The following is a 15,859-nucleotide window of genomic DNA, read 5'->3' as shown; positions in this document are numbered from 1 at the left end:
TTAACCACCTGGACGTTATTCCACTTCAATACTTTTCACTTTCAGCGAGTCGCCGGTATCCACCCGCAGACGATCGCCCTGACAGTGTGGGCACTGCGCGTCATGCTGCGTGATTTCAACCGCCTGGCTGCAATCCCAGCACCACGCCTGAGCGGGTTTATAGTCGATGTGCAACGTACACCCCTGCGCGAGCGTACCCTGGCAAACGATATCAAAGCTGAAGCGCACGGCGCTCTCTTCAACGCACGAGAGCGCGCCAATTTCCAGCCATACGCCGGTGACTCGCGTCACGCCATGCTGTTCTGCCTGCTGCTGGATAATCTCAACCGCGCTCTGGCACAGGGACAGCTCATGCATGCTCGCCGCTCCGGCGTCCAAACAGCAGCGCACGACGCCCTGCCAGCTGCGGCGCATCGGGATCGCTGACCGGCAGCGACAGCAGCATCCGCGCGCAGTCGTCCGCCAGACGCATCCCTTCTTGCGCCGACATACCGTGGTTGAGCGGCGACATCAGCGAGCAGGAGAGGTATTGCGAAACCCCGTCCAGTTCGCCAACGGTAAAGGTCATCGCGCCATACGGCAGACGTAATCCGAGTTTTTCACTGACTTTGCGTACCGGCCAGAGCTGGTCGGGGCCGGGGAAAATCAGCGCGCTCAGCATCCACGGCGCGATCACGCTGCCCGTCCACTGCCCTTCAAACAGGGTGAAGTCAGAGACATACACCGGCATATTCGGGTGCAAAAACGAGAGATCGTGCATTGAGCGTCGGGCAATCTCTTCAAACGCCGCCTGAACCTGCATTCTCGGGGAGGACGGGAACCCTGAAATCTCCTCAGACATGCGCAGCCTCCCGTGGAATAGCCTCAACGCCTGACTCGCGCAGCGCGGCAAGAACCTGCGCCAGAGCAGGTTCAATCATCGCTTCAACCGTTGGCGTCAGGCCGATATGCGGCTCCAGCGATTCCGGGATCACGCCGACCAGCGTCAGCTTTTTCGGAAACTCGCCAGTGAAGCGCAGGGCCGACAGAACGTCGGCCAGGCCAAGCTGATGCGGTGAGATTTTGTTGGTGAACAGCGCAGGCACCTCATCATCACGCAGGATCATAAGGGTTCCCGGCGTGTTCTTTCTCGACACAATGGCGTCCGCGATGATCAGGTGATCTCTGTCCGCCATATCGCCGAGAAGCTCCATTCCCGCCGTGCCGCCATCAAGGATCTCCACGAAATCCGGCAGGATGTACCGCTGTTCTAACGCTTCAACGATACGCACCCCGATGGCTTCATCGGTCAGCAAAATATTGCCGACCCCTAACACTAAAATCCGCATTACAGAACCTTAACTGAGACGACTTCGTTCCCGTCAGCGTCCACTACGTGCACCGCGCACGCCATGCAAGGGTCGAAGGAGTGAATGGTACGCACCACTTCCAGCGGTTTTTCTGGATCGGCGATCGGCGTCCCCACCAGCGACTGCTCGTACGGCCCCACTTCATCGTTAAAGTTACGCGGACCGGAGTTCCAGGTGGACGGAACCACCGCCTGGTAGTTGCTGATAATGCCGTCTTTAATAACCATCCAGTGAGAGAGCATACCGCGCGGCGCCTCAAGGAAGCCCACCCCTTTAAACTCACCCGTCGCCGGGATATCCGGTTTGACGAACGTGGTGTGGTCGCCTTTCCCGATATTGGCGATCAGCGCGCTGTACTGGTTTTGCAGAATACCCTGCAATTCGCAGCAGTGAACGGTGCGGCCAATAATACGCCCCAGCGTGGAGTGCAGTTGCGCTACTTCCAGCGTTTTACCGGTCAGTTTCTGGTAGATCGCGATGATTTCATTCAGTTTGGCCTTCGTGGACTCGCGTCCCGCCGCCAGTTTAACCAGCATATTGGCCAGCGGCCCCACTTCAACGGTTTTGCCGTAAAAGGTCGGGGACTTAACCCACGAGTATTTACCGTCATCAGACCAACCGGTGTATTCCGGGACGGTAGTCCCTTCCCACGGTTCCTGCGGCGCTTCGTCTTTGTACCAGGCGTGCTTCGCGCTCTCCTGAATCCCTTTAATCAGGTATTCATCGGAATGCGAGGCGATCGGGCGATACGTCGACAGATCCGCATTCTGGATATAGCCGCCAGGGAACAGGAAGCTGCCGTTTTTACCGTCGGTCGGAAATTCCGGCGCGCTCAGATAGTTAACCGCGCCTTTTCCGCGCTCCAGCCATTCTGGATAGAACGCCGCGATTACCGCCGTATCCACCTTGTAAACCTGCTCAACAAAGTCGCTCAGCTTGTCGATGAAGGACTTGATGTACATCAGGCGTTCAAGGTTCAGCACGCCGAGACCGTCGAGGTTGATCGGGTTCGCCACCCCGCCCACCGCCAGGTTCTGGATGTGCGGCGTTTTACCGCCCAGCAGCGCCACCACGCGGTTGGCGTCACGCTGGCATTCCAGCGCTTGCAGATAGTGCGCGACCGCAATCAGGTTCACTTCCGGCGGCAGTTTCATCGCCGGGTGTCCCCAGTAGCCGTTAGCGAAAATCCCTAACTGGCCGCTGGCAACGAGGTCTTTGATCTTGTTCTGCACCTTCGTGAACTCTTCCGCGCTATTCAGGTGCCAGCTCGACACGCCGTTCAACAGCGCCGACGCTTTCGCCGGATCGGCTTTCAGCGCAGAGGTGATATCCACCCAGTCCAGCGCAGAAAGCTGGTAGAAGTGCACAATATGGTCATGGGTAGTATGCGCCGCCAGAATGATGTTACGGATGTACTGCGCATTGACCGGAACGTCAATCTTCAGCGCGCTCTCCGCCGCACGAACGGAAGAGATCGCGTGGGTCGTGGTACATACGCCACAGATACGCTGCACAATCATCCAGGCATCGCGCGGATCGCGATTCTTCACGATCTCTTCCATGCCGCGCCACATGGTGCCGGATGCCCATGCTTTTGACACCACACCGTTTTCGATTTCGCAGTCGATGCGTAAATGACCCTCAATACGGGTTACCGGATCAATAGTAATTCTCTGGCTCATGCTTTGCTCGCCTCATGACGATTGTGATCGTTTTGTTTTAATGGAGGAAGTATCGGCAGTAGACGAATGAGTAAGATGTATGCACAAATCTCAATAGCCACAAAACCAATAGAAATCAGCAGTTCTTCCCAGGTGGGGAAGTAGTGGTAGCCGCCGCCGGGATTGAACGCCACCAGCGAGTAGGACATACGCCACGTTGCGCAGCCCAGCAGCATACTGAGGGCGGACAGATACAACATCCGCGAGTCGCCGCGCAGTTTCGGCAGACGGAGCACCACCAGCGGGAAGACCATCAGCAGGACTTCAACCCAGAACAGCAAGGAGTAGTAGTCACCGGCAAACGCATAAGAGAGCTTGTCGCGGTAAATCAGTTCACCAAAACGGCACACGAGGAACAGCGCGATGAAAACGCTGATAGTACCGGTCAGCTTGATAAACAAACTTTTCTCATCCGGGCCGTTGCCTTTTAAGCCGCTCTGCACCAGAGAGCCTTCAAAAATAACGATGGAGAAACCCATGATGAAAGCGGTGAACAATGAGAACAACGGTAGCATTTCATAGCTCTGCCACAGCGGATGTACTTTAATACCGGCGGCAATCATCAACGATCCCATTGACGACTGGTGCATGGTCGGCAGCAACGCCCCGAGGGCGATAACAAAGAACATCACTTTGTTCAGACGCTTCAGCGAGACTTTCCAGCCCAGGCGTTCAAACAGCGCGGGGGCGAACTCCAGCGCCATCACGCCGATGTAGATGGTCATACAGACCGCCGTTTCAAACAGCACCGAGTTCACATTGAAGTGCCCTGGGATGTAGAAATACGGCAGGTTCCAGTAACGACCAACGTCAATGGTGATCGACAGCCCGCCCAAAGAGTAACCGAACAGGCTTGCCAGCAGCGCCGGGCGCACCAGTGGATGGTATTGCCCCCGGTTGAAGACATACACCGCCCACGCCAGCGCCCAACCGCCGCACGCGAAGCCGGTGCCGATCAGCAGGTCAAAAGCGATCCACACGCCCCAGGGGAAGCCGCCGTTCAGATCGGAGACCGATCCCAGCCCGAAGACCAGACGTTTCACAATGAGAAGCATGCACAGGACGACAAGCGGCCCGAAGATGATGATCGGTTTACTGATTATTTTCCCGCCCAGCGGTTTAGGATCATGACTCATGATCGTCTCCTCCGTCGTGATGCTCGTTTTTCGTATTACGACGAACCATCACGGTTAAGCCCGCCAGCACAGCCAGTGGCAGCATCATGCCTTTATACAGGGTGTGTTGAATGTGTTCAGAACGCGCGCCAGTTGACAGATCGGCCAGTTGAGGGAGATCCAGATTCTGGTAAGGAACGCCGGTCAGCACCAGCACCTGCGTGCCGCCGCCTTCTTTTTCACCGTACAGATGCGGGTAATACTTCGGTACGGTATGCAGATACGTATCGCCAGTCTGCAACGTCTGGCGCGGATAGTGGTATTCGCTGCCAGGCTTCAGCGCCAGGCGTTTTTGCGCCTCCGCCATTAGCTCTTCTCGCGTACCAAAAATCACCGCGCCCGCCGGACATACCTCAACGCACCCCGGCAGACCGCCTTTGTCCAGGCGTTCAACGCCCTTCTGGTTGCACAGTTCACACTTGTGCAGCGCGCCAAACGGGTTGTTGTAGTCGTATTTCGGCACGTTGTACGGGCAGGCGACCATGCAGTAGCGACAGCCGGTACAGACGTCTTTGTTGTAATGAACGATGCCGGTTTTCGGGTCTTTCTTCAGCGCGGATACCGGGCAAACGGAGACGCAGTTAGGGTCAACGCAGTGCATACACTGTTTCTTAATGTACGCGTAGCCGTTCTCTGTCTGATCTTTATTGACGCCACTTCCACTATGCCACACCTGAATGATGTTATTGGTGTAAGGCGACAGCTTGTCGTTATTCGACCAGGTTTGCGCCCCTTCCGGGTTACGCGCCGGGAAGTTGATATCCTGGCATTTGGTCACACACGCCTGACAGCCCACGCACAGCGTCGAGTCATACAGCATCCCCAGGGAACCCGGGATAGGCGGACGGTTTTCCGCAGCCGCATGGCTGATGGACGGCGACGCGCCCAGCAGCAATGCCCCGCCAGAGGCTGCTTTAATAAAGTTACGTCTGTTCACGGTTATTCTCCCCGTGAGTCAGCGTTATCTTTCTTCTGCTGACGCCCCAGTTCACGTACCGCCATCACACTGACACCGGCAACCAACCCAACCACGCCGCCAAGCAGCCCGACGGCGCCAGCGGAAATGTGGCCGCCCTCTTTCAGGTTGACATCCGGCTTCTCGGAACGCGGGGTTTGATTTTCCACATGGGCGAGTTGGTGGATGCCTTTATGAAAGCCAACGCCTTCCTCGTTACAGCCGTAGCAGGGGTGTCCAATCGCCACCGGCCATACGCCGCCGACATCGCAGAACTGCAACGTCGAACAGTTGCCGTAGGTTTCAGGCCCTTTACAGCCCAGATGGTAGAGGCACCAGCCTTCACGGTGGCCTTCATCGCCGAACTCTTTGGCGAAGCGACCGGCGTCAAAATGCGGGCGGCGTTCGCAGTGTTCGTGAATCAGACGACCATAGGCGAAGGTTGGACGGTTTTTGGCATCCAGCTTCGGCGGTTTACCGTAAGTGATGATGTGGGCAACCGTTGCCAGGAAGTTATGCGGGTTCGGCGGGCAGCCCGGGATATTGATAACGGTTTTGCCCGGCAGGACTTCCTGCAACCCGACGGCGCCGGTCGGGTTCACGCCAGCGGCAGCGACGCCGCCCCACGCGGAACAGGAGCCGATCGCGATAATCGCCGCCGCGCCTTCCGCCGCCTTGCGGATGTGATCCACAATCGGCTCGCCGGCAACCATGCAGTAAATACCGTTATCTTTTAATGGGATGGAACCATCGACAACCAACACATACTGCCCTTTATACTTCTCCAGAGCGTTATGCTTGTTCTCTTCAACCTGATGGCCGAAGGCGGCGGAGAGAACCTCGTGGTACTCCAGAGAGATCGTTTCCAGAACGAGGTTTTCTACCGTTGGGTGGGTCGCGCGAAGGAGCGATTCGGTACATCCCGTACATTCCTGAGCGCCGATCCAGACGACGGGTGGGCGCTGCGGACGGGAAACCGATTCGGCCATTTCTGCGGCGGCTTTGCTACTGAGCCCCATGGTTGCGGCCAGTGCTGCACAAAGCTTCATGAAATCACGACGATTAACGCCGTGAGAAGTGATGAGAGTATTATCTCCAGTCATTTTATTGTTATTCCGTTGCAAAGACCTGGCTCTATTTTGCACCGTTCACAAATAACTTATTGCGATCGGCGCGCCATTTACCACACTTTCTTTATGGTTATTGAACCATGATACTTTGACGGAACAACAAAACGAAGGAGTAAGACAATAGTGTAATTAATTAAACCGGGGTAATACCCCCTTCGGATCAATTTTCGAGACGATAACCCGCCATAAAGAACCGGATAGTCGTATTCGATTGATTCTCCCGAAAGAAGTCCATCACCATATCTTTGTCCAGGCCATAACGGCGCGTCAGAATCCCCGCTTCCCAGGCGCTTAATTGTCGATCGCCGGTTTTTTCAAACATGCGATGCGAAAATCCTAATACGAATCCGCGCTTATAATCAGAACAAAAACCCGCCACGTTACGCGCGCTATCGGCACACGTTGCGTTTAATCCGGCCATCAGGCCCTTACCAAAATGATTGTCCATGATACCTCCAATCGCTATATAACAAATTATATAGCGATTTTTTAAGCGAACGCCAGAGGTATCACATACTTTTTTTTACCGGATCAGAAGGCGACCCATTCATCGCCTGACTTCGCGGCAGACGCCCCGCGCGGACTGGCTGGAGGGACCGTTTTCGCCGGGCTGATTTGCGCGTCATTATGAGAAAGGCGGAACTGTTGCACAGAGCGTTGCAGCTCTTCCGTTTGCCGTTCCAGCGCCGCCGCTGCCGCAGAAACCTGCTCCACCAGCGCGGCGTTTTGTTGGGTCACGCTGTCCATCTGGGTTATCGCCACGCCAACCTGAGAGATCCCTTTGCTTTGTTCTTCGGAAGCGGCGGCGATCTGCTTCATGATGGTGGTGACTTCGGTTACTCCGCGCAGAATGGCCTCCATCGTCGCGCCCGTCTCCTGCACCAGCTGCGCGCCCTGCTCGACGCGACGCACGGATTCAGCGATCAGCGTTTCAATCTCTTTGGCGGCCCCGGCGCTACGGCTGGCCAGATTACGCACTTCACCGGCGACGACCGCAAACCCACGCCCTTGTTCACCGGCTCTGGCGGCTTCAACGGCGGCGTTCAGCGCCAGAATATTGGTCTGGAAGGCAATACTGTTGATGACATTCGTAATTTCGGCGATCTGTCTGGAGCTGGCTGAAATACCGTCCATCGTCTCGACCACCTCAGAAACCAGCGTGCCGCCTTTTCCGGCCGTCGCGGAAGCGGCATCAGCAAGCTGACTGGCCTGGCGCGCATTATCCGCATTCAATTTCACCGTCGCGGTGAGCTGTTCCATGCTTGCAGCGGTCTCTTCCAGCGCCGCCGCCTGCTCTTCCGTACGGGAAGAGAGATCGTTGTTGCCGCTGGAGATCTCTGTCGCGCCGCGCCAGATATTGTCACTGCCTGAACGAATCGAACTGACCGCTTCTCGCAGGCTATCCTGCATCGCGCTCAGTAGCGGCACCAGGCGACCGACACAGTTACGGCCAAACTCTTCAATCGGCTGGCTCAGATCGCCTTGCGCAATCTGGCGGAACTGTTGGCGAATGCGCGCCAGCGGTTTCACTAACATCGTGACCAGGTAACGGTCGGTAAAGAAAAGAATCACAATTCCCAGAATAACGGCGGTGATAATCAGGGTACGGATAATTGACGTTTTGCCGTCCACCATCACGCGGGTGCTGTCCAGCATCGTGCCGGCCGCGCTGTTAAAACGTTCTGCGCTGGCGCCGAAGGCGCGGCTCAGGGCGGGGGTGACATTATTCGCCTGTTCTGCAAATTCGGTGAGCGTACCCTGCTGCGCCAGTTGCATCTGCGGCGCGACGCCCTTATCAAGCAACGCCTGCCAGTTTGCCAATACCGCAGCGGCGATCTCCGGGTCCATCGGCCCTGGAGAGAGCGTTTTCATCTCTTCCAGCTTTTTGCTCATATTGTCCAGCGCCTGCTGTACTGGTACAAAATCGGGCGTACCGCCGCCGATTTTAACGTCCATCGCACGGCTTAAACGCGTGACAAAACGAAAATACTGATCGTTCCCCTGACTTAGCACCGTCATCTGACGCACAATATGACGATCGATATCATTTCCTTCCGCCACTTTAGATAATGCATGGACGCTGAATAAACCAACGCCCGACCAAAGAAGACAGAAGAGCCCCAATATTGTCAGCATGACAATACGAATAGTGAAGTTTTGCAGCAAACGCATAAGAATTTCCTTGCCGTACTTGAGGGATTCGCCATCAGGCGACACTTATCCTCGTTATCGGCAGAGAATGCAGAATATATACTTTCTTTATTGTTTTTTTACTTAACTAAGTATACGAATCATCGTCAGCACGCTATTCCTGTGAATGCTTATAAAGCATAACGGCATTATTATGCCGCAAAGCAATATGCCGCACCTGAAATAATCGTTTGTTTTTCATTGTAAATATTTCTCAAACCAGGCCAGAGTGCGCGCCCAGGCCAGATCCGCTGCGGCCTTATCATAGCGGGGAGTCGAATCATTATGAAAACCATGATTCACCCCAGGATAGATATACGCTTCATAGACTTTATTATTCGCCTTCAGCGCCGTTTCGTAGGCAGGCCAGCCTTCATTAATTGAGGTATCTAACTCGGCGTAATGTAATAATAAAGGCGCATTAATTTTAGGTACATCTGACGCCGGAGCCTGACGACCATAAAAAGGAACGGCGCACGCCAGTTCTGGATAGGCCACCGCCGCCGCATTTGATACGCCGCCGCCATAGCAGAATCCCGTAATAGCCACTTTTCCGCTGGCCGCCGGATGGCGCTGCATAAACTCAATCGCGGCAAAGAAATCATTCATTAATTTTGTGGGATCAACCTGCTGCTGTAATTCCCGGCCCTTATCGTCATTACCGGGGTATCCGCCTACCGAGCTTAATCCATCAGGCGCCAGCGCAATATAACCCGCTTTCGCCACGCGTCGTGCGACATCCTCAATATAGGGATTCAGCCCCCTGTTCTCGTGTACGACCACGACCGCAGGCGTTTTACCCGTTGCCTTCGCCGGTTTCACCAGATAGCCGCGCACCTCGCCATGCCCGTTCGGTGACGGATACGTAATGTATTCCGGCAAAATGTCCGGGTCGGTAAATTCCACCTGCACCGCCAGCGCGTAATTCGGCTTCAGGAGATTAAACAGCGCAAGCGCGGTCACGCCGCCGACGGCATACTTTGCCGCGAGGTTAAGAAACTCGCGTTTAGAGATTTTTCCATGTGCATAGTAGTCATAGTAATCGAGCAACTCCTGCGGAAAGTCTTTGGCAGTCAGACGCGGCATAGTTTCACTCCTGAGTTGATGTTTTTTTAAGCAAAGCATAACGACGTGTTTTTGCCCAATTTTTCGCATCAATGTGACCTGACGAACGGGATAAACCCCGCTGAGCCGCTAGAATAGAAACGTTGTTTTGAAATTCACTTTCTCTAAGGAGATGACATGGCCTGGTTAGCCAACCCCGAACGTTATGAGCAGATGCTTTATCGCTACTGCGGTAAAAGCGGTTTGCGTTTACCCGCGCTATCGCTGGGTTTGTGGCACAGTTTCGGCCACGTTCAGGCGCTGGATTCACAGCGTGCGCTGCTGCGTAAAGCCTTTGATTCAGGCATCACCCATTTTGATTTAGCCAATAACTACGGCCCGCCGCCGGGAAGCGCAGAAGAGAACTTTGGCCGTTTGCTGCGGGAAGATTTTGCGCCGTATCGCGATGAGCTGATCGTTTCCACCAAAGCGGGTTATGACATGTGGCCTGGGCCATACGGCTCCGGCGGGTCGCGTAAGTACCTGCTCGCCAGCCTCGATCAGAGCCTGAAGCGGATGGGGCTGGACTATGTCGATATCTTCTATTCCCACCGTGTCGATGAAAACACGCCGATGGAAGAGACCGCATCCGCGCTGGCGCAGGCGGTACAAAGCGGTAAGGCGCTTTACGTCGGCATCTCCTCCTATTCGCCTGAGCGAACTCAACGAATGGCGGAACTGCTGCGCGAATGGAAAATCCCGCTGCTGATTCATCAGCCGTCCTACAACCTGCTCAACCGCTGGGTGGATAAAAGCGGCCTGCTGGATACGCTGGCGGCCAACGGCATGGGTTGCATTGCGTTCACACCGCTGGCTCAGGGATTGTTAACCGGAAAATACCTAAACGGTATACCGGAAGGTTCACGTATGCAGCGTGAAGGGAAAAAAGTTCGCGGTCTGACGGAGAATATGCTGACGGAAGCGAATCTGAACAGCCTGCGTTTACTCAATGAGATGGCGCAACGTCGCGGCCAGTCAATGGCGCAGATGGCGCTTAGCTGGCTGTTGAAAGATAATCGCGTAACGTCGGTGCTGATCGGCGCCAGTCGACCAGAGCAGCTGGAAGAAAATGTGCAGGCGTTGTCGAACCTGACATTCAGCGCTGACGAGTTAGCGCAAATCGATAAACATGTCGCGGACGGCGAGCTGAACCTCTGGCAAGCCTCATCGGATAAATAACGCTTTCGGGCACGCGCGCCGGGTGGCGGTTTCGCCTTACCCGGCCAACGTCAGGCGCGTTTATTAAACCTCTTCCGGTTTGATTAGCGGCCGCTGATATTCAGGCCACACCAGAGCAACCAGGGAGGGATACGCCTCCAGGCTAAATTCCCGGAAACATTGCCGCAAGTTAAGTACATCCAGATCGGAATGCGGAACCTTTTCCCCGTTCAGACAACGCTTTTTAATGTTGTCATAATATTTATAGACCGCAGAGTTGAGATCGCTGCAACGGCGCTGCGCATCAAATAACCCCGGCGTGCCGTTTAGCTCCGCCATCGTCATCCGCTTTATCGTTGCGTGAAGAAAATCAATATATTCGTGATTGACTCGCCAGTACCATACCGGTGTAATAGTATTCATGAGCGACGAAAAATGATCTTCGCCCTCCTCTTTGGACAAGGGTTCCGCTTGATTTACTGGATTAGACGCCTCAGCAGAGCGCTGTTTATTAAATTCGTGCATCAAGAAAAGCACGCCGCCAGTGAGTAATAGCAGAGTGATAATAGAATAAAAAATGCTGTTCATATGCCGACTCCATTTTTTTTGATTTTAAAATTACACCATGCTATTGTCAACGAGACCTGCCTTATAAAAAACAATATACTATTGATAGTAAAGGACATTCCAACATGCTTCCCGAGCATCTTGTGCCGACTCGTTTTCATTTATCTGCCTCGCCAGGCGATGCTGAGACCGTAGAAAATAGTGAAAATTTGACTCAGGGAAAGAAAACGCTGAGCGATTACGAGCCAGATATTTTAATTAGCGCCACACCGACTGGTCAATCTAAAAACATGTTACTTGAAGAACGTGACCGTCATTTAAAAGACCGGCTTTATCGCGTAGCTAAAATTGAGACGTTTGCTCGTCTTATTAATAGCCTACAGGCGGAAGGCGATGTTGATGCTCAGGCATTAAGTAAAATTCTGGCAGATGCCACAACAAAAATAAACGATCACGGCAATGAAATTTGGCTTAATCTCATAACCAGAGAGAAAAACTCTCCCGTTTTTTATTCTCTGGAAGAGAAATAATATGAAAGACGTTGAAGATAATAATGTTTATTTAGCTTTAGATAATAATAAAAGCGATGAATTTATCTTAAAGCAAAATCTTAAAGCGCTTATCGCCAATAAAAACGCGACCCTCGAACAGGTGGCGCAGGAGATCGTGTCGATTCCCGCCGCGTTAGTACGGCTGAAATGGCAAAATCGCCGTGAAATCTATGCGCTCCAGGTCAAAGAAGAGATCTACGGTTCGGTTATCAATACGATTATTGAGCAACATCCCGAGATGCGGGACAAAATCATGGCGCGCCTGGAGAGCACATATCAGCACTTACTGGCGCGAGAAACGGCGACCCTGCGCCTGACCCGTAAGCTATCCGATGGCGATTACCGAACGACCAATATCACCACCGTCGCGCTGAATGAAAAACGGTTCTCCACGACGAAGTAATCTGGCGAGTCAGCGATACCGCATCATGCAGGCCTGGTAAGCGCAGCGCCATCAGGCAATAAAAAAGCCGGGTACGGCTTGCGCCCTACCCGGCCTGTCTGTCTGCCCATCAGCAACAACGATTACTTCGCTTTCGCGACCTCTTCACCCACGAGACCAATTTTCAGGTAACCCGCCTGGTGCAGCGTATCCATCACTTTCATCATTGTTTCATAATCAACGGTTTTATCCGCACGGAAGAAGATCGTCGTGTCTTTCTTCCCTTCGGTTAACGCGTTCAGCTCGCCGATCATGGTTTCATCCGTTACCTGATCGTTGCCGATAAACATGCTGTTGTCGGCCTTCACGGACAGATAAACCGGTTTTTCCGGGCGCGGCTGCGGGGTGCTGGTGGACGCAGGAAGATTCACCTTCACGTCCACCGTTGCCAGCGGCGCGGCCACCATAAAGATAATCAGCAGAACCAGCATGACGTCGATAAACGGCGTCACGTTGATTTCATGCATTTCACCGTTATCGTCCAGATTTTCATTAAGACGCATTGCCATGGAACATTATCCTACACGTAATTTCTGCGCGGTACGTACCGGCTGAGCGGAAGCGCTCGCGTTCAGATCCAGATCGCGGCTTTGCAGCAACAGAATCTGTGCCGCCACGTCGCCCAGCGTCGCTTTGTAGCTGCCGATCTGACGTGCGAAAATGTTGTAAATCACAACCGCAGGAATTGCCGCGACCAGGCCGATCGCCGTAGCCAGCAACGCTTCCGCGATACCCGGCGCGACAACCGCGAGGTTGGTGGTCTGGGTTTGCGCGATGCCGATGAAGCTGTTCATGATACCCCATACCGTACCAAACAGACCGACAAACGGAGAGATGGCGCCGATGGTCGCCAGGTAGCCATTACCGCGTCCCATATGACGGCCAACCGCCGCTACGCGACGCTCCAGGCGGAACCCGGTACGCTCTTTAATACCTTCATTGTCTTCACTGCCTTCCGACAGTTCCAGCTCGTTCTGCGCTTCATAGAGCAACTGTGAGCTTAAACTTTTTGCCGCGAATGCGGAGGCAATATTGCTGGCCTGGTCTAAAGAACGCGCTTCAGCCAGCTGCTGTTGTTCACGCTTGAGCCGACGCTTCTGCGTAAAGAACTCAAGACTCTTACTGAAGAAGATAGCCCAGGTGACTACTGACGCCAGAATCAGACCAATCATCACGCACTTAACCACGATGTCGGCGTGCTGATACATACCCCAGACGGAGAGATCCGTCTGCATCAAATTATTACCCACTCTGTATCTCCAGGACGCAAATCACAAATTCTGAGCGTAATAATATCAAAACGACGTCGAATTGATAGTCGTTCTCATTACTATTTACATAGTGCCGCACCTTTGGTTTCTTTTCCTTGCGCTTACGCAGTAAAAAAGTCACCAGATGTCATTTTGAGAAAATTTTCTGCTTTATGCCGATTCTTCAGGATGCGTCACCCATCATTCATGATAGTTTAGACATCCAGACGTATAAAAATGGGTACTCCAACATGGCAGAAAAACATCTTGAAACCAAACTGGTGAGCGCAGGACGCAGCAAAAAATACACGCTGGGATCGGTGAACAGCGTCATTCAGCGCGCCTCCTCGCTGGTATTTGACACCGTAGAAGCCAAAAAGCACGCCACCCGCAACCGCGCCAATGGCGAACTTTTCTATGGACGTCGCGGAACGCTAACCCATTTTTCGCTACAGGAAGCCATGTGCGAACTGGAAGGCGGCGCCGGATGCGCGCTCTTCCCCTGCGGCGCGGCGGCTGTCGCCAACACGATTCTGGCCTTTGTGGAACAGGGCGATCACGTCCTGATGACCAACACCGCTTACGAACCCAGTCAGGATTTTTGCACCAAAGTTCTCGCCAGACTCGGCGTGACGACCGGCTGGTTTGATCCGCTGGTCGGCGCGGATATCGTGAAGCATATTCAGCCCAATACGAAAGTAGTGTTTCTCGAATCCCCTGGCTCCATCACGATGGAAGTGCATGACATCCCGGCGATTGTCGGCGCGGTAAGACGCGTTGCGCCAGACGCTGTCATTATGATTGATAACACCTGGGCGGCGGGCGTGCTGTTTAAGGCGCTGGATTTCGGGATCGATATCTCCATCCAGGCAGGAACGAAATACCTGATTGGTCACTCGGATGCGATGGTCGGCACAGCCGTGTCTAATGCGCGTTGTTGGGAGCAATTACGCGAAAACGCCTATCTGATGGGGCAAATGCTGGACGCGGATACCGCTTATATGACCAGCCGTGGGCTACGTACGCTGGGCGTGCGCTTACGCCAGCATCATGAAAGCAGCCTGAAAGTCGCCGAGTGGCTGGCGAATCACCCTCAGGTCGCCCGCGTTAATCATCCCGCCCTTCCTGGCAGCAAAGGCCACGAATTCTGGAAGCGCGATTTCACGGGCAGCAGCGGGTTGTTCTCGTTTGTGCTGAATAAAAGGCTGAGTAATGAGGCGCTTTCCGCTTATCTGGATAATTTCAGCTTGTTCAGCATGGCTTACTCCTGGGGCGGCTTTGAATCCTTAATTCTGCCTAACCAGCCGGAACATATCGCCGCCATTCGTCCCGAAGGCGACGTTGATTTCACCGGCACGCTGATCCGTTTGCACATCGGTTTAGAGAATGTTGACGATCTGATTGCAGATTTAGCCGCAGGATTCACGCGTATTGTGTAAAGTTTCCGGTCATGGACAGAATTGCAGACACTCCGGGCAGAAAAGTCTGCATTTGTTGCGTCCGGGATCAAGGCATCCCGGGCAATTCAGGAGTACAATAGCCCCATAAACGCGGTTCCACAGGAAAGTCCATGGCTGTCATTCAAGATATTATCGCTGCGCTCTGGCAACACGATTTTGCCGCGCTGGCGGACCCACACGTTGTTAGCGTTGTCTACTTTGTGATGTTTGCCACGCTATTTTTAGAAAATGGCCTGCTCCCGGCCTCTTTTTTACCCGGAGACAGCCTGCTCTTACTGGCAGGCGCGCTGGTTGCACAAGGTGTCATGGACTTTGTCCCCACTATCCTTATTCTGACGACAGCCGCCAGTCTCGGCTGCTGGCTGAGCTATATTCAGGGGCGCTGGCTGGGAAATACGCAAACGGTGAAAGGCTGGCTGGCGCAGCTTCCCGTTAAATACCATCAGCGCGCGACCTGTATGTTCGACCGGCACGGCCTGCTGGCGCTGCTTGCCGGACGCTTTCTGGCGTTTGTGCGCACCCTGCTGCCCACAATGGCGGGGATTTCAGGGCTGTCCAGTCGCCGGTTTCAGTTTTTTAACTGGCTGAGCGGGCTGCTGTGGGTCGGCGTGGTGACCAGTTTCGGCTACGCGCTCAGCATGATCCCATTCGTGAAACGTCATGAAGATCAGGTGATGACGTTTTTGATGATCCTGCCGATTGCCCTGCTGGCCGCCGGTTTGATCGGCACATTATTCGTCGTGATCAAGAAGAAGTATTGCAGCGCCTGATTTGCTGATTGCCGGATGGCGCTCACGCTTATCCGGC

At 54.0% G+C, this 15,859-nt stretch carries 18 protein-coding genes; 5 read left to right on the top strand and 13 right to left on the bottom strand.

All coding sequences use genetic code 11. The features are described 5' to 3' along the window. Window positions 1-15: 15 nt before the first annotated feature. The 10 genes from hypA to yghX all read right to left on the bottom strand — a co-directional run bounded on the left by hypA (window position 16) and on the right by yghX (window position 9,606). On the bottom strand, window positions 16-357 hold the full coding sequence (gene hypA, locus OGX93_RS15495) for a hydrogenase maturation nickel metallochaperone HypA (protein ID WP_104868185.1): 342 nt from the start codon (window positions 355-357) through the stop codon (window positions 16-18). Beyond that, window positions 350-841, bottom strand: a complete 492-nt coding sequence (gene hybE, locus OGX93_RS15490) for a hydrogenase-2 assembly chaperone (RefSeq protein WP_012135125.1) — start codon at window positions 839-841, stop codon at window positions 350-352. The genes hypA and hybE overlap by 8 nt, the downstream gene beginning before the upstream one ends. Continuing rightward, the gene (locus OGX93_RS15485; protein WP_047461208.1) at window positions 834-1,328 is read right to left on the bottom strand and encodes a HyaD/HybD family hydrogenase maturation endopeptidase; all 495 of its coding nucleotides are present in this window, start codon (window positions 1,326-1,328) and stop codon (window positions 834-836) included. Before OGX93_RS15485 ends, hybE begins: the two co-directional genes overlap by 8 nt. Beyond that, window positions 1,328-3,031 carry a hydrogenase 2 large subunit gene (gene hybC, locus OGX93_RS15480; RefSeq protein ID WP_012135127.1) on the bottom strand — a complete coding sequence of 568 codons (1,704 nt, stop codon included), beginning with the start codon at window positions 3,029-3,031 and terminating at the stop codon, window positions 1,328-1,330. Before hybC ends, OGX93_RS15485 begins: the two co-directional genes overlap by 1 nt. Next, window positions 3,028-4,206 carry a Ni/Fe-hydrogenase cytochrome b subunit gene (gene hybB / locus OGX93_RS15475; protein WP_012135128.1) on the bottom strand — a complete coding sequence of 393 codons (1,179 nt, stop codon included), beginning with the start codon at window positions 4,204-4,206 and terminating at the stop codon, window positions 3,028-3,030. Before hybB ends, hybC begins: the two co-directional genes overlap by 4 nt. Continuing rightward, entirely contained in the window at window positions 4,196-5,182 is a 987-nt protein-coding gene (hybA, locus tag OGX93_RS15470) for a hydrogenase 2 operon protein HybA (RefSeq protein ID WP_024130950.1), read from the bottom strand. Before hybA ends, hybB begins: the two co-directional genes overlap by 11 nt. A gap of 2 nt (window positions 5,183-5,184) precedes the next feature. Further along, window positions 5,185-6,303 carry a hydrogenase 2 small subunit gene (gene hybO, locus OGX93_RS15465; RefSeq protein ID WP_012135130.1) on the bottom strand — a complete coding sequence of 373 codons (1,119 nt, stop codon included), beginning with the start codon at window positions 6,301-6,303 and terminating at the stop codon, window positions 5,185-5,187. A gap of 187 nt (window positions 6,304-6,490) precedes the next feature. After that, window positions 6,491-6,778 (bottom strand): DUF2623 family protein, encoded by a 288-nt coding sequence (locus OGX93_RS15460; RefSeq protein ID WP_012135131.1) that lies wholly within the window; start codon window positions 6,776-6,778, stop codon window positions 6,491-6,493. 83 nt (window positions 6,779-6,861) lie between these two features. Beyond that, a complete protein-coding gene (locus OGX93_RS15455; protein WP_153259008.1) occupies window positions 6,862-8,502 on the bottom strand; it encodes a methyl-accepting chemotaxis protein in 1,641 nt (546 codons plus the stop codon). A gap of 216 nt (window positions 8,503-8,718) precedes the next feature. After that, window positions 8,719-9,606 (bottom strand): YghX family hydrolase, encoded by an 888-nt coding sequence (yghX, locus tag OGX93_RS15450; protein ID WP_047461196.1) that lies wholly within the window; start codon window positions 9,604-9,606, stop codon window positions 8,719-8,721. 156 nt (window positions 9,607-9,762) lie between these two features. Between yghX and OGX93_RS15445 the strand changes: the two genes are divergently transcribed. Beyond that, the gene (locus OGX93_RS15445; RefSeq protein ID WP_047461193.1) at window positions 9,763-10,803 is read left to right on the top strand and encodes an aldo/keto reductase; all 1,041 of its coding nucleotides are present in this window, start codon (window positions 9,763-9,765) and stop codon (window positions 10,801-10,803) included. A 63-nt stretch (window positions 10,804-10,866) separates the two neighbouring features. Here the strand turns inward: OGX93_RS15445 and OGX93_RS15440 are convergent, their stop codons facing one another. Beyond that, window positions 10,867-11,370 carry an ESA_00282 family adhesion-associated protein gene (locus OGX93_RS15440; protein WP_012135136.1) on the bottom strand — a complete coding sequence of 168 codons (504 nt, stop codon included), beginning with the start codon at window positions 11,368-11,370 and terminating at the stop codon, window positions 10,867-10,869. Between the two features lie 104 nt (window positions 11,371-11,474). On the opposite strand from OGX93_RS15440, the gene OGX93_RS15435 reads away from it, so the two are divergent. Together OGX93_RS15435 and OGX93_RS15430 are read left to right on the top strand one after the other, a co-directional pair. Continuing rightward, on the top strand, window positions 11,475-11,879 hold the full coding sequence (locus tag OGX93_RS15435; protein WP_012135137.1) for a hypothetical protein: 405 nt from the start codon (window positions 11,475-11,477) through the stop codon (window positions 11,877-11,879). Window position 11,880: 1 nt separating this feature from the next. Next, on the top strand, window positions 11,881-12,303 hold the full coding sequence (locus OGX93_RS15430) for a hypothetical protein (protein WP_012135138.1): 423 nt from the start codon (window positions 11,881-11,883) through the stop codon (window positions 12,301-12,303). Window positions 12,304-12,425: 122 nt separating this feature from the next. On the opposite strand, the gene exbD is transcribed toward OGX93_RS15430, so the two are convergent. Beyond that, entirely contained in the window at window positions 12,426-12,851 is a 426-nt protein-coding gene (exbD, locus tag OGX93_RS15425) for a TonB system transport protein ExbD (RefSeq protein WP_012135139.1), read from the bottom strand. A 6-nt stretch (window positions 12,852-12,857) separates the two neighbouring features. Continuing rightward, window positions 12,858-13,592 (bottom strand): tol-pal system-associated acyl-CoA thioesterase, encoded by a 735-nt coding sequence (exbB, locus tag OGX93_RS15420; protein ID WP_024130953.1) that lies wholly within the window; start codon window positions 13,590-13,592, stop codon window positions 12,858-12,860. Between the two features lie 251 nt (window positions 13,593-13,843). On the opposite strand from exbB, the gene metC reads away from it, so the two are divergent. Together metC and yghB are read left to right on the top strand one after the other, a co-directional pair. Next, the gene (gene metC / locus OGX93_RS15415; protein ID WP_024130955.1) at window positions 13,844-15,031 is read left to right on the top strand and encodes a cystathionine beta-lyase; all 1,188 of its coding nucleotides are present in this window, start codon (window positions 13,844-13,846) and stop codon (window positions 15,029-15,031) included. Between the two features lie 131 nt (window positions 15,032-15,162). Beyond that, complete coding sequence (gene yghB, locus OGX93_RS15410; RefSeq protein ID WP_012135142.1) at window positions 15,163-15,822, top strand: DedA family general envelope maintenance protein YghB; 660 nt, start codon at window positions 15,163-15,165, stop codon at window positions 15,820-15,822. Window positions 15,823-15,859 lie beyond the last annotated feature (37 nt).

The organism is Citrobacter sp. CK195, assembly GCF_030333365.1.
Taxonomy (GTDB): Bacteria; Pseudomonadota; Gammaproteobacteria; order Enterobacterales; family Enterobacteriaceae; genus Citrobacter_B; species Citrobacter_B koseri.
Note: the sequence above shows the minus strand (reverse complement) of the source record. Positions and strands in the feature narration are given on the sequence as shown.

Coding starts and splice junctions, on each gene's coding strand:
- hypA (WP_104868185.1), bottom strand. CDS start 357: ATGCATGAGCTGTCCCTGTGCCAGAGCGCGGTTGAGATTATCCAGCAG.
- hybE (WP_012135125.1), bottom strand. CDS start 841: ATGTCTGAGGAGATTTCAGGGTTCCCGTCCTCCCCGAGAATGCAGGTT.
- OGX93_RS15485 (WP_047461208.1), bottom strand. CDS start 1,328: ATGCGGATTTTAGTGTTAGGGGTCGGCAATATTTTGCTGACCGATGAA.
- hybC (WP_012135127.1), bottom strand. CDS start 3,031: ATGAGCCAGAGAATTACTATTGATCCGGTAACCCGTATTGAGGGTCAT.
- hybB (WP_012135128.1), bottom strand. CDS start 4,206: ATGAGTCATGATCCTAAACCGCTGGGCGGGAAAATAATCAGTAAACCG.
- hybO (WP_012135130.1), bottom strand. CDS start 6,303: ATGACTGGAGATAATACTCTCATCACTTCTCACGGCGTTAATCGTCGT.
- OGX93_RS15460 (WP_012135131.1), bottom strand. CDS start 6,778: ATGGACAATCATTTTGGTAAGGGCCTGATGGCCGGATTAAACGCAACG.
- OGX93_RS15455 (WP_153259008.1), bottom strand. CDS start 8,502: ATGCGTTTGCTGCAAAACTTCACTATTCGTATTGTCATGCTGACAATA.
- yghX (WP_047461196.1), bottom strand. CDS start 9,606: ATGCCGCGTCTGACTGCCAAAGACTTTCCGCAGGAGTTGCTCGATTAC.
- OGX93_RS15445 (WP_047461193.1), top strand. CDS start 9,763: ATGGCCTGGTTAGCCAACCCCGAACGTTATGAGCAGATGCTTTATCGC.
- OGX93_RS15440 (WP_012135136.1), bottom strand. CDS start 11,370: ATGAACAGCATTTTTTATTCTATTATCACTCTGCTATTACTCACTGGC.
- OGX93_RS15435 (WP_012135137.1), top strand. CDS start 11,475: ATGCTTCCCGAGCATCTTGTGCCGACTCGTTTTCATTTATCTGCCTCG.
- OGX93_RS15430 (WP_012135138.1), top strand. CDS start 11,881: ATGAAAGACGTTGAAGATAATAATGTTTATTTAGCTTTAGATAATAAT.
- exbD (WP_012135139.1), bottom strand. CDS start 12,851: ATGGCAATGCGTCTTAATGAAAATCTGGACGATAACGGTGAAATGCAT.
- metC (WP_024130955.1), top strand. CDS start 13,844: ATGGCAGAAAAACATCTTGAAACCAAACTGGTGAGCGCAGGACGCAGC.
- yghB (WP_012135142.1), top strand. CDS start 15,163: ATGGCTGTCATTCAAGATATTATCGCTGCGCTCTGGCAACACGATTTT.